This window comes from Flavobacterium pedocola, assembly GCF_053764385.1.
The window spans coordinates 275,345-287,600 of record NZ_JBSNCR010000002.1 but is presented as its reverse complement, the minus strand read 5'-3'; the positions used below and the strand labels follow the sequence as shown (position 1 = coordinate 287,600).

11 protein-coding genes are annotated in these 12,256 nt (G+C 40.4%); 5 read left to right on the top strand and 6 right to left on the bottom strand.

The window, feature by feature from the left end; all coding sequences use genetic code 11:
• Positions 1-293: 293 nt before the first annotated feature.
• The 6 genes from ACWPKD_RS05315 to ACWPKD_RS05290 all read right to left on the bottom strand — a co-directional run bounded on the left by ACWPKD_RS05315 (position 294) and on the right by ACWPKD_RS05290 (position 8,357).
• On the bottom strand, positions 294-1,157 hold the full coding sequence (locus ACWPKD_RS05315) for a sigma-70 family RNA polymerase sigma factor (protein WP_026979542.1): 864 nt from the start codon (positions 1,155-1,157) through the stop codon (positions 294-296).
• Between the two features lie 127 nt (positions 1,158-1,284).
• Positions 1,285-3,957, bottom strand: a complete 2,673-nt coding sequence (locus ACWPKD_RS05310; RefSeq protein ID WP_455411638.1) for a T9SS type A sorting domain-containing protein — start codon at positions 3,955-3,957, stop codon at positions 1,285-1,287.
• Between the two features lie 350 nt (positions 3,958-4,307).
• Positions 4,308-6,476 (bottom strand): polyribonucleotide nucleotidyltransferase, encoded by a 2,169-nt coding sequence (locus ACWPKD_RS05305; RefSeq protein WP_455411637.1) that lies wholly within the window; start codon positions 6,474-6,476, stop codon positions 4,308-4,310.
• Between the two features lie 147 nt (positions 6,477-6,623).
• The gene (gene rpsO / locus ACWPKD_RS05300) at positions 6,624-6,893 is read right to left on the bottom strand and encodes a 30S ribosomal protein S15 (RefSeq protein WP_455411636.1); all 270 of its coding nucleotides are present in this window, start codon (positions 6,891-6,893) and stop codon (positions 6,624-6,626) included.
• Between the two features lie 92 nt (positions 6,894-6,985).
• On the bottom strand, positions 6,986-7,900 hold the full coding sequence (locus tag ACWPKD_RS05295) for a hypothetical protein (RefSeq protein ID WP_455411635.1): 915 nt from the start codon (positions 7,898-7,900) through the stop codon (positions 6,986-6,988).
• Between the two features lies 1 nt (position 7,901).
• Positions 7,902-8,357: a GAF domain-containing protein gene (locus tag ACWPKD_RS05290; RefSeq protein ID WP_455411634.1), complete on the bottom strand. Its 456-nt coding sequence runs from the start codon at positions 8,355-8,357 to the stop codon at positions 7,902-7,904.
• Between the two features lie 71 nt (positions 8,358-8,428).
• On the opposite strand from ACWPKD_RS05290, the gene xrtF reads away from it, so the two are divergent.
• The 5 genes from xrtF (at position 8,429) to ACWPKD_RS05265 (ending at position 12,244) form a co-directional block, all read left to right on the top strand.
• Positions 8,429-8,986 carry an exosortase family protein XrtF gene (gene xrtF, locus ACWPKD_RS05285; protein WP_455411633.1) on the top strand — a complete coding sequence of 186 codons (558 nt, stop codon included), beginning with the start codon at positions 8,429-8,431 and terminating at the stop codon, positions 8,984-8,986.
• Complete coding sequence (locus ACWPKD_RS05280; RefSeq protein ID WP_455411632.1) at positions 8,961-9,404, top strand: exosortase F system-associated membrane protein; 444 nt, start codon at positions 8,961-8,963, stop codon at positions 9,402-9,404. The genes xrtF and ACWPKD_RS05280 overlap by 26 nt, the downstream gene beginning before the upstream one ends.
• A gap of 35 nt (positions 9,405-9,439) precedes the next feature.
• The gene (locus ACWPKD_RS05275; protein ID WP_455411631.1) at positions 9,440-10,297 is read left to right on the top strand and encodes an ATP cone domain-containing protein; all 858 of its coding nucleotides are present in this window, start codon (positions 9,440-9,442) and stop codon (positions 10,295-10,297) included.
• A 97-nt stretch (positions 10,298-10,394) separates the two neighbouring features.
• Positions 10,395-11,753: an MBL fold metallo-hydrolase RNA specificity domain-containing protein gene (locus ACWPKD_RS05270; RefSeq protein ID WP_455411630.1), complete on the top strand. Its 1,359-nt coding sequence runs from the start codon at positions 10,395-10,397 to the stop codon at positions 11,751-11,753.
• 59 nt (positions 11,754-11,812) lie between these two features.
• Complete coding sequence (locus ACWPKD_RS05265; RefSeq protein ID WP_455411629.1) at positions 11,813-12,244, top strand: HYC_CC_PP family protein; 432 nt, start codon at positions 11,813-11,815, stop codon at positions 12,242-12,244.
• Positions 12,245-12,256 lie beyond the last annotated feature (12 nt).

Genomic DNA, 12,256 nt, shown 5'->3' with positions numbered 1-12,256 from the left:
AAAAATAGCATTATAAATGTCTGAAACTGAACCGAAGTCTGCTTAAAAAAAGTTTTCTTGTTAAGTGTATAAAAAAGCAAAACTCCGGGAACCCGAGCTTGCGAACAGACTGGAGTTTTGATTCCTTAAAAAGCAAAACTCCGGTAATCAGCCGGAGTTTCAATCATCAATCAAAAAACGAACAGTTATTGAAACTGTTGTTGCGTTCAATATTTTAAGAAGTAATTATCAAATTTTGAGCCGTAAAGTTAAAATAAACAATTCAATTTACAACTTTTTTTTAAATTTTCCAATTATCCTAAGTAAGTTTTAAGGATTTTACTTCTGGAGGTGTGTTTTAATCTGCGAATTGCTTTCTCTTTGATCTGACGTACGCGCTCGCGGGTCAGGTCGAAAGTTTCTCCGATTTCTTCCAGTGTCATTGGGTGTTGGTCACCTAATCCGAAGTACAAACGCACTACGTCTGCTTCTCTTGGTGTTAATGTTTCCAAAGCTCTTTCGATCTCGGTGCGAAGCGATTCGTGAATCAATTCTCGGTCCGGGTTTGGTGATTCTCCTGAACGTAAAACGTCGTATAAGTTTGAATCTTCCCCTTCTACAAGCGGTGCATCCATGGAAAGGTGACGACCGGAGTTTTTCATACTCTCTTTTACGTCGTTCACGGTCATGTCTAATTCCGCTGCAATTTCTTCTGCTGAAGGAGCGCGCTCTTGTGATTGCTCCAACAACGCATACATTTTGTTGATTTTGTTAATCGAACCAATTTTGTTTAACGGTAAGCGAACAATACGCGACTGTTCGGCCAATGCCTGAAGGATCGACTGGCGAATCCACCATACGGCATAGGAAATAAATTTAAAACCACGGGTTTCATCGAAACGCTGTGCAGCTTTAATCAAACCTAAATTTCCTTCATTAATTAAATCGGGTAGGGTAAGACCTTGATTCTGATATTGTTTAGCAACGGAAACCACGAAACGCAAATTGGCTTTTGTCAATTTTTCTAAAGCTCTCTGGTCGCCGGCTTTGATTCGTTGTGCTAATTCTACCTCTTCGTCTGCAGTAATAAGGTCTACTTTTCCGATTTCCTGAAGGTATTTGTCTAAGGAAGCAGTTTCACGATTGGTTACCTGCTTGGTAATTTTGAGCTGTCTCATTAATTGTTCTCCTTATCTTTTTAAGTGTTCAGGTTGTTATACGTAACAAAAAGATAAAAAGTTACAGGAGTTGCAAAAAAATATAAAAAAAGAGCTTCAGATATCTGAAGCTCTTTTAGTTAAGGGATTATTTTTTTAAAATTTGGACCGACTGCCTCCCTTTAGCCGTTGCGATTGTCAGGAAATAATTTCCAGGGCTGATATTTCCGTCCAGTGTGAAGCGCAAGGAGTGCTTTCCGGCTGGCTGGGTTTTGTTAGCTATCACTTTTTTTACAATCCTTCCTTGCAGATCGATAATGTCTACAGTAATAGTTTCGTTGTTTTCCAAAGTATATTCAAAAGTAGCCTCATTTTCTATCGGGTTTGGATAAATCAATAGTGATGAATTTTGATTTTCAAGAGCCAAAGTGCCTAATTGAACATCGGTATATCTCGCTAAGAAATTAAGATTAACATCTCCGCTAAACATTCTTGTCAGGTAAGATTCACCAAGTATTACAAGTTTGTTGTCGGGTTGGAGTAGGGTTTTAACTACTTTGGAATTGTTGTACATGATTAAGCCTAATTCTCCATTTCCGTTGATGCCAAATGTGTTATCTACAGTGCCATCAGTATTGTATCTGCTCATTGAAGCATGACCGTTTTTGGTACCCCCTTTTATGAATTTACCATCCGGTTGAACCGATAAAGCTCCTTGATTGTTTGTTCCTGCGGCATCGGCTGCAATTCCGTTTGTTCCAAACGTTGGATCCAGTGCGCCGTTAGCTGTAAATTTAAAAGTTTTGCTTTCAGTACCGATTCTTGACGATACAAGGAATTTGTCGTCAGCAAGTACCTGAGAAGCAAATGGGTAATTACCCGAGTTAAGTTGTAAAACTACTTTTCCGTTGGTTCCAAAAGTGGTGTCTAAAACGCCATCAGGGCTTAAACGCAAAGCGCACAAATTGTAGTCAAGAGTTGGAGTGATTAATTCATCGGTAACACCTATTATAATGATTTTGTTGTTGGATTGGACAACAATTTCTCTTGGGAATTCTGTAAATGTTGAACTGGTTTCGATAAAACGAGTAGTGAACATGCCGTTAGATCCGAAAGTTGTATCGAATGTACCATCGGAATTCATACGTAGCATACCAAATGAAGTGCCACCATCATCGTAATCAACCGCAACTAATATTTGGCCGTTAGGTAACAGGTGTATATTGTCGACATAACTTACTGTATAGCCAGACGCTTCAAATAGGTCAACAGAACCATTTGTGCCAAAAAAGGAATCCGCTGTTCCGTCCGCATTGAACCTTTTCAGAGTTTGGTTGCCTGTAACGATGATTTTAGAGTCGTTTTGGATAGCCATATTATAGGAGTAGTCATCTGAAGGTAAGGTGGTTACACCGGCAATTCCGAAACTTGTATCAACACTTCCGTTGGCATTGTGTCTTCTTATTGATGGGGTTGGAGTGTCCACTAAAATAAGGTATTTTCCATCCGCTAATAGTTTGATGTCCTTTGGGGAATCATAACCTACATAGGTTGTAATCCAATCGGTACCGGTTGCAAAAGTTCCGTTTTCTGAAATATCAAATCTTTTGCCTCTATAGAAGGATGTGGCATTTGAAGAATATCCACCCATGGTTATAGAATTGTCCGGTTTTACGGTTAAATAGGTTGCAACATCATTTTCGTTGTCAAAAGTAAATATCCCTCCCGAATTTCCAAAACTTGTATCGGTAGCACTTCCGTTTGCCAGGTATTTAATCAGTTTGTAATTATTGTCACTTGTACCCGAAACCAATAACTTGTCATCTGCTAAAGCCTTTATTATAGGCATTCTGTGAAGTGCGTTAGCTGAGTTCCCCAGGGTTAAGGTAACGTTTTCCGTTGAAATTAATTTTCCGTTGGCTGAACCGAAAGTAGTGTCCAGAGTTCCGTCTGTGTTGAATTTTACTATAGCAAATTTGCCAGCCGCCGAACCTGCCATTACAATTTTTCCATTTGATAAAATATCCAATGAACGTCCATAATCATTATTGGCTGATATAGGCACTGTTGTGATTCCGTTGGTTCCAAAACCACTGTCCAAAGTACCGTTGGGGTTCAGTCTTACAAGTGCAAAATCATAAGCTCCGCCAACAATTGACTGGCCTCCGATAATGATTTTATTGTCGGATTGTAATTTAACGGAAAATGCTTCGTCATGACCCGTTCCAATTGGAAGTATTAAAATACCATCCGAATCAAAAGCAGTGTCAAGGCTTCCGTCTGAATTCAATCGGGCCGCTACAAAATCATTGTTTGTTCCGTTCGAAAGATAGCCTACAACGACAATTTTGTTGTCCTGTTGTTGAATAACGGCTTTAATGGTTATATTGTTTGAGCCAGTAGAGATATTGTTTATTCCAGTGGTGTTAAAAGAGATGTCAATGTCGCCATTGGCTAAAAATCTTGAAACCGAACGGCCGGAAACCGTTAGTATTTTGTTGTCATTTTGAAGGTATACTGCCTGACTGAATACCCCTGAGCCTGTTCGCCATCCTTTTTGGTTGAATGAACGGTCAAAAGTACCGTCGGTATTATAACGGGCAATAAAGTTTGTGCTGGGAGCATTATAGTTTGTACTGAACCGCCCAATGCAAACGGTTTTTCCATCGGGTTGCAATTGAGCATCATAAATTATTTGTTTTGCTTCGTTGTTTGAGATCCCGTGATCAATGATTCCCGAGCTGTTATATCCAAAGCCCGGATCTAATGTTTGTGCGAGGCACGATGATGTGGTAAAAAGAAAAAATAAAATTTTTTTCATAGAATGCTTGTTGTTTGTTGGAATTTGTAAAAAATCGCACAAAGGTAGTTATCCTGTTATGAAAAAGAATATTTTTTTAAAAAAAATACTTACAAAAACAATTTGATAGTTCAATCGGTTAATAATCACCTGATTAGTTTGGATTGCCTGTTTGTTGGATTGTAAAAAGCAGCTGTTGATTGGCTTGAATGAAGAACTTACATTGAAATTATGGTAAAAAGTTGCGTAGGTTTTAAAAGAAATGCGGTTTTTTTGAAAAATGATGCGAATGAGCTTTGTTCCGAAACAGGACTGCATAAAAAAACCCTGCCGTAAAGGCAGGGTTCAACCTATGAATTAACTAATTGTAATTAACCTTGAGGATTTTCTTTTGTAACTTCTTTTTTCTCTTCACGCGGTGGTCTTGGTAACAACTGCTTGCGAGAAACTTTTTCTTTTCTTGTTTTAGGGTCTATTCCTAAGTATTTCACCATGAACACATCGCCCATTTTAACTACATCGGCAACATTTTCAGTGCGCTCCCAAGCTAATTCTGAAACGTGAAGTAATACTTCGTTTCCTGGAGCTTTAGTGTATTCTACCACAGCACCGAAATCAAGCATTTTGATCACTTTTACTTCGTAAGCTTCACCAACAGTCGGTTTGAAAATGATAGAGTCGATTTTTGCTAAAACCGCTGCGATTCCGTCCGGATCGGTTCCTAAAATTTCCACTACACCTTGCTCGTCCACTTCGTTGATTACGATAGTCGTTCCGGTAGCTTTCTGTAATTCCTGAATTACTTTTCCTCCAGGTCCGATTAAAGCACCGATGAAGTTTCCAGGAATAGTTCTGGTGATGATTTTTGGAGCATGTTTCTTAACGTCAGCTCTTGGTGTATCAATAACTTCGATTAATTTGCCTAAGATGTGTAAACGTCCGTCACGTGCCTGCTCTAATGCCTGCTCCATGATGTCGTAACGCAATCCGTCAATTTTGATATCCATCTGACAAGCGGTAATACCGTCTGCTGTTCCGGTTACTTTGAAGTCCATGTCTCCTAAGTGATCTTCGTCTCCTAAGATGTCTGATAAAACTGCAAATTTTTCACCGTCTGTGATCAATCCCATAGCGATTCCGGAAACCGGTTTTACCATTTGAACACCTGCATCCATTAACGCTAAAGTTCCGGAACAAACTGTCGCCATGGAAGACGAACCGTTCGATTCCAATACTTCAGAAACCACACGGATAGTGTAAGGACAATCTGCAGGGATCATGTTTTTCAAAGCACGTTGCGCTAAGTTTCCGTGACCTACTTCTCTTCTTGAGGTTCCTCTTAACGGTTTTGCTTCACCGGTTGAGAATGGAGGGAAGTTATAATGTAAGTAGAAACGCTCTTCACCTTGTTCTGAAGGTAAATCAATAATGTTTGCTTCTCTTGATGTACCTAAAGTTACGGTTGCTAACGCCTGAGTTTCCCCACGTGTAAATACTGCAGATCCGTGAGCAGATGGTAAATAATCCACCTCACACCAGATAGGACGGATGTCGGTAGTTTTTCTACCGTCTAAACGTGTTCCTTTTTCAAGTACTACGTTACGAACCGCTTCTTTTTGTGTTTTGTAGATGTATTTGGAAACCAATTCTGCTAAATCAGCATTTTCAGCGTGCTCTTCTTCAGTGAATAACGCTTTTACTTCTTCTTTGATTTCAGCGAATTTCTCTCCGCGTTCCTGTTTTGAAGAAGCTTCCTGAGCGATAGCATAATATTTGTCGTACGATGCTGCTTTAACTCTTGCGTAAACAGCCTCATCGCTTTTTTCAGCTTCGTATTCTCTGTACGCTGGAGTGCCGATAGCGGCTCTCATGCGCTCTTGGGCAGCAATCTGAATTTTGATGGCTTCGTGTGCAAATTTGATTGCCTCCACCATTTCGCTTTCAGAGATCTCTTTCATTTCGCCTTCCACCATACAAACTGAATCAGCAGAAGCACCAATCATCATGTCGATGTCGGAAACTTCCAATTGCTCACGGCTTGGGTTGATGATGAATTTTCCGTCCACACGTCCAACGCGCACTTCGGAAATCAAGTTGTAGAACGGAATGTCCGATACAGCTAAACACGCAGAAGCAGCTAAACCTGCTAAAGCATCCGGCATCACGTTATCGTCATGCGACATTAACTGGATCATGATTTGCGTTTCCGCGTGGTAATCATCCGGGAATAACGGACGCAATACACGGTCTACCAAACGCATGGTTAAAACTTCGCTGTCGCTTGGACGTGCTTCTCTTTTGAAGAAGCCTCCCGGGAAACGACCCGCTGCGGCGAATTTTTCACGATAATCTACCGTTAAAGGTAGAAAATCAATACCTGGATTGGCAGTACGGGCAGATACTGCCGTTGCTAATAACATTGCATCGCCCATACGAACCACGACAGAACCGTCGGCTTGTTTGGCTAGTTTTCCTGTTTCGATCGAGATGGTTCTTCCGTCTCCTAAATCGATAATTTCTTGGGTAACCTTAGGAATCATAAAATTTAATTCTTAATTAAACAAAGGGTTTCAGTTGTGTGTTGTTGTGTTGTTGTTGTAGTTGTCTAATACCCAATGAAAAACCAAACTTTTTTCTGTCAAAATATACAAAACAAAAAGAGGCGCGCAGGCACCTCTTCTTCATGATTATTTTCTGATGTTTAATTCTTTGATAATCGCACGATATCTGTTGATATCTTTCTTTTTTAAGTAGTCAAGAAGACTTCTTCTTTTACCTACCAATAAAACTAGTGAGCGCTCAGTGTTGAAATCGTGACGATTTTTTTTCAAGTGCTCAGTCAAGTGAGAAATTCTGAATGTGAATAACGCGATTTGACCTTCAGTAGAACCTGTGTTCTCAGCTTTTCCTCCGTGTTTTGCGAAAAGATCTGCTTTTACTTCTTTAGTTAAGTACATGCTAATATTATTAAAATGATTATTATGTAGATTGAGATGATCTCAATACGGGTGCAAAGGTAAACTTATTTTTTAATTGTGCAAAATATATATTAATCGAATTGCTTCTTCAGATAATCAACGACATGGGTTTCGATCTCGTTCATGGTCGTCTCCGAAATCAGAATGGCTTTTATTGCGCTTAGCTCGGCTGGAGCATTGGCCTTCTCGTTGTACCATGATCCCAAACCGGGACTTTTTTGGTTTCGCCATTTCTTTATTTGTTCGGGAGAAATTTTTTCCCAATCTAAGTTGTCAAAAGTGTTGTCGACGGTTGCTTTGAAATAAGTTGTTTTATTGCCGGCGTTTTTCAGCGGAACAATAAATTCTGACCAGCTGTGGTTTCCGTTGGTGACCACCTTTCCTTCATAGCCTAAAGTTTTCAGTAGGCAGACAAAAGACATTTCCCTTTCGCTGCACCAGCCGAACGTTCTGAATTTTCCATTTTCCGGTGTGGAATAATTAGGTTTGTCACTTAAGAAATCGTTCATGAACAGAGAAGGAATTCTGTCAACATCCGCCAGTGATTTGTATTTTTGTAATCCTTTCGGCGGTTTAACGGTGTTCAGTTTTTGGTTGGTTGCCGCGTATATAATCTCATGTCTTGGATTTGGATTGACCCAATGCCAATAATAAGGGATGTTCAGGATTTCTCCTTTGGAATTGTTGGCGGCACTTTTATTGGTAAAAAGTTTGTGCAGAATCTTAAACGTGTAAAACGATTTAGCGTTTGACGAATCATCCGGATTGATTTCATTTTCGGAAAAAAGTGCTTCAATATCCGAATGGTCTATGGCATAAAAATCCTTGTAATGATTTTCAACCAGTCGGGTAAAGAAATCAGGAGCCGGCATTTCTTTGTAACTATAGTTTTTGGGCTGAAAATCACTTGCGATTTCCTGAGCGTGTTTTTGGCATCCGCTTAATACAAAAAAGACAAGCAGTATTGTGGAACGTTTCAGAAGCATCTTAAAACAGTTTCGCAACTTCCAGATTCACAAATTCCAAAAAGCGTTCGTCGGCTTCGGTAAACGGATCGATTACATGGCTGTCGATATCGATTTGTCCGATGTTTACCCCGTCAACAAAAAGCGGTACCACAATCTCGGATTTCACCGTTAGGCTGCAGGCAATATAATTGTCCTGGGCTTTTACGTCCGGCACTACAAAATTAGCATTCGATTCGGCTACCTGACCGCAGATACCTTTTCCGAACGGGATTATCGTATGGTCGGTTTCCGCGCCGACATAAGGGCCCAAGTGCAGGGTTTTGGCTTCGTGATTGGCGAAATAGAAACCTACCCAGTTGTAATAACTAACGTTGTCGGTTAAAAGCTGGCAAAGGTTTTTAAGTTTCTCCTCCCTTGAAGTTCCGTTCTGGGAAAGTACTTCGATTACTTTTGGTTGTAATTCCTGAAAGCTCATGTTTTTTAGTTTTATGCAAAAGTATTGAAACGCCTTCTTTTAATTTTTATATTTTTGTTAAAATCAAATCCGTGAAACAACTGCTGCTGCAATACAAGCCTTTTTTTATTTTCCTGCTCAAGTTTTTTGTGCTGTATGCGGCGCTTTCGTTGGTGTATAAAGGATATCTTAATCAGTTTGATGAGAAATTGCTTGAGGTTGATGGCTTTACTGAAATAGTGGCCGAACAATCCAAATCGGTTTTGCATTTCATGGGCAAGGAGGCAACAGTTGAGCAGAGTATTTACGAGCCCTGCATGAATTTCATCTATAAAGGAAAGTTCGTGGCCCGCATCATTGAAGGCTGCAATGCAGTAAGTGTGATGATTTTGTTCGCTTCGTTTATCTTCGCTTTTTCAACAAAATGGCCCAAAACCATAGCCTATATTGTGCTGGGATGTGTAATCATTCACCTGCTGAATGTTTTGCGAATCGCTTTTCTGGCCATGGCACTTTACGGTTATCCTGAGTACGAGCATTTCCTGCATGGTGTTTTGTTCCCGTTGTGTATTTATGCAGTGGTTTTTGTGTTATGGGTGTTATGGCTTCAGAAATTTTCCGGTTATGAGAAACTACATACTAAGAAATAAAGGGAAAATAGGTGTGGTGCTGCTGCTGGTAACTTTGCTGGCGATTATTCGTTTTTTTGAGAAAACATTGTTTTACGATCCGTTTCTGGTTTTTTTTAAAGGTGACTTTCAAAATGAGAATTTGCCGGAATATAACGGTTTGCAACTGTTTTTTGGATTGCTGTTCCGATACGTTCTGAATACCGTTATTTCACTTGGGATTATTTACGTGATTTTTAAGGAAATACCGCTTTTGAAGTTTGCCGGTTTTCTGTATGCGGTACTGTTTGTGGTTTTGGCGGCGGCTTTTTTCGGATTACTTTCCTTTTCCGAAACCCCCGATTATATGATGCTTTTTTATATCCGACGGTTTTTGATCCAGCCACTTTTCCTGGTGTTGTTTTTACCTGCCTTTTACTATCAGAAAAAAGTTTCCTGAAAATAATTTCGTATCTTTAAGGAAAGTACACAATTATGAAGGTTATCAAGCAATCTGGCGATATTGTTCATTTCGATCGGGAGAAACTCCGTAATTCCCTTCAGCTTTCGGGCGCTAAAAAAGAAAAAATAGACAATATTCTCAGTATTATCGAAAGGGAAATCTATGACGGGATGCCAACGCGAAAAATCTATAAAATGGCATTCCAGTTGCTCAAGAAAACTTCCAAGGTTCACGCAGCGCGCTACAATCTTAAATCGGCAGTGCAGGCTTTGGGGCCGGCCGGTTTTTTCTTTGAAAAATATATTGCGTTGCTGTTCCGTTCTGAAGGGTTTTCTGCCAAGACTAATATGATACTCGAAGGCAGCTGTGTTTCCCATGAAATCGATGTGCTGGTCAAACGGGAAAACATAACGGCAATGGTGGAATGCAAGTTTCACAGCAGCAACGAAATCAAATCCGATGTTAAAATCCCGATGTACATTTTGTCACGCTTCAACGATCTGAAGGGAAAAGAACATTCGGTTTTCAGCCAGAACGATACGATTAACAAATGTTGGGTGATTACCAATAACAGATTTACCTCGGAAGCGATTCAGTTCGGTACTTGTTCCAATATGAAGATGGTCAGTTGGGATGCTCCGGCCAACGAATGTTTAAAATACAAGATTGAGGAAAACGGCTTGTATCCGGTTACCTGTCTGACCACGCTCACCCAATACGAAAAAGAAAAACTGCTGATCCGCGACGTGCTGCTGGCTTCCGATCTGATCGGGAACAGTGAACTGCTGTCGGATATCGGGATCAATCATAGCCGGATAAAAAACATCATGCGCGAAGCTTCGGATTTATGTGATTATGTAGGTAATAAATGCACTATTTTTAATGATTAGGTTATGAAATCGCCACTACTATCAAGTTTGTTGTAACAAATACCTATGATTAAAAAGGCGATTCCATATGTTACCACTGAAAATAAATTTTAAACATATGAAAATACAATTTCTGGGAGCCGCTGGTACGGTTACAGGTTCCAAAACTTTGATCGAATCTAACGGAATAAGGATTTTAATAGACTGCGGTTTGTTTCAGGGGAACCACGAAATTCGTCAGCAGAATTGGGAACCTTTGCCGGTTTTACCATCGTCAATTGATTATGTTTTGCTTACCCACGGGCATTTGGATCATTGCGGTTGGTTGCCGATTTTGGTCAATCAGGGTTTTGAAGGGAAAATTTTCTGTACCAGTCCGACCAAAGCGATTTCCCAATTGATCCTGATGGACAGTGCCAAAATACAGGAAGAGGAAGCTGAAAGGGCCAATAAGGAAAAATATTCCAAACACAATCCCGCCGAACCTTTGTACACGGTGGATGAAGCCGAAAAAGTATTGCCGCATTTCAGAGTGATTCAGCCGGATAAGGAATTCAACCTCGATGCGGAAATTTCCGCCCGATATTTTTATGCGGGTCACATTTTGGGCGCCTGTTCCATTGAACTGAATCTGGAAGGCAAGCGGCTTGTTTTTTCCGGAGACATTGGCCGCGACAATGATGATCTGTTGTTTCCGGCCGAGAAACCCAAGCTGGGCGATTATGTGTTTCTGGAAAGCACCTATGGGGATAAACGCCATCCGGATAACAGTCCAAAGGATGAACTGGCGCAATACATCAACGAAGCCTTTGAAAATGGCGGTAATGTGGTGATCCCGAGTTTTGCCGTTGAACGGGCGCAAGCCATTATGTATTTGATCTGGCAACTCAAAAAAGAAGGTAAAATTCCCGAGATGCCCTACATCATCGATACGCCTATGGGGATTGAAATGCTGGAACTTTTTACCCAAAACCGCGACTGGCACAAACTCCGGATAGATCAATGTGAGGAAATGTGTAAAGTGTTTTCCATGATTACGGAGTATGAAGATACGATAGCGGCCATTTACGATGATCGCCCTAAAGTGGTGATTGCTGCCAGCGGGATGTTAACCGGCGGCCGGGTGTTGAGCTATCTGGAACGTTACATTATTCAGCCCGAAAGCATCGTGGTGATTGTAGGTTATCAGGCGGAAGGGACAAAAGGTAGAAGGCTCCTGGATGGTGAGAAGGAAATCAAAATTTATGGAAAGTATTATCCGGTAGAAGCTAAAATTGTTGAAATCGAAGGGCTTTCCGCACACGGGGATCAGCAGGATTTGCTGGATTGGCTTTCGGAATTAAAAGAAAAACCGGAAACTGTTTTTTTAGTCCATGGTGAAACGGAAGCCTTGGAAACGCTGAAGGATAAGATCGAAGAACAGTACAAAATCCGATGTGAAATTCCGTACCAGGGACAAGTGACGGAAATCAATTAACAGGATTTTAGATTTTTGTTTCAGAAAAAGATGTACTTTTGGTTCGATTTTTTAGAACAATGAAAATAAATAAGCACATAAGTTTTATTCTGGCGTTGCTGCTATTGGTTTCCAATGTAGGCTTGGCGTTCAATGTGCATTATTGCGGTGGTGAATTGGCCGGCGTTTCTTTGGATTATAAAAAATACGAACCTTGTGTTGAAGAAAAGGTCGAAGAAGAAAATGCCTGTTGTGCTACTTCCAACGAACACGACAGCTGTTGTTCCAACGACAAAATCGATTTAAAAAAATCCTTTTCCGATGAAGTAATCGTAAAAAGTTTTCAGCTTGATTTAGGAGCTTTTACTTTTACGGATACTTGGAAACCGATAGTCTTTGAAGCGGTTGAAGAAGTTGCCGTAACAAGCGACACACCTTCTTTTTATTGTGATAGTAACGCACCGCCACTCTACAAACTTTATTGCCAATATATTTTCTACGATAAATTTTAATGTTTTGAGACT

Excerpts from the sequence above, each read along its gene's own strand:
- ACWPKD_RS05315 (WP_026979542.1), bottom strand. The coding sequence starts at position 1,157 with ATGAGACAGCTCAAAATTACCAAGCAGGTAACCAATCGTGAAACTGCT.
- ACWPKD_RS05310 (WP_455411638.1), bottom strand. The coding sequence starts at position 3,957 with ATGAAAAAAATTTTATTTTTTCTTTTTACCACATCATCGTGCCTCGCA.
- ACWPKD_RS05305 (WP_455411637.1), bottom strand. The coding sequence starts at position 6,476 with ATGATTCCTAAGGTTACCCAAGAAATTATCGATTTAGGAGACGGAAGA.
- rpsO (WP_455411636.1), bottom strand. The coding sequence starts at position 6,893 with ATGTACTTAACTAAAGAAGTAAAAGCAGATCTTTTCGCAAAACACGGA.
- ACWPKD_RS05295 (WP_455411635.1), bottom strand. The coding sequence starts at position 7,900 with ATGCTTCTGAAACGTTCCACAATACTGCTTGTCTTTTTTGTATTAAGC.
- ACWPKD_RS05290 (WP_455411634.1), bottom strand. The coding sequence starts at position 8,357 with ATGAGCTTTCAGGAATTACAACCAAAAGTAATCGAAGTACTTTCCCAG.
- ACWPKD_RS05280 (WP_455411632.1), top strand. The coding sequence starts at position 8,961 with ATGAGAAACTACATACTAAGAAATAAAGGGAAAATAGGTGTGGTGCTG.
- ACWPKD_RS05275 (WP_455411631.1), top strand. The coding sequence starts at position 9,440 with ATGAAGGTTATCAAGCAATCTGGCGATATTGTTCATTTCGATCGGGAG.
- ACWPKD_RS05270 (WP_455411630.1), top strand. The coding sequence starts at position 10,395 with ATGAAAATACAATTTCTGGGAGCCGCTGGTACGGTTACAGGTTCCAAA.
- ACWPKD_RS05265 (WP_455411629.1), top strand. The coding sequence starts at position 11,813 with ATGAAAATAAATAAGCACATAAGTTTTATTCTGGCGTTGCTGCTATTG.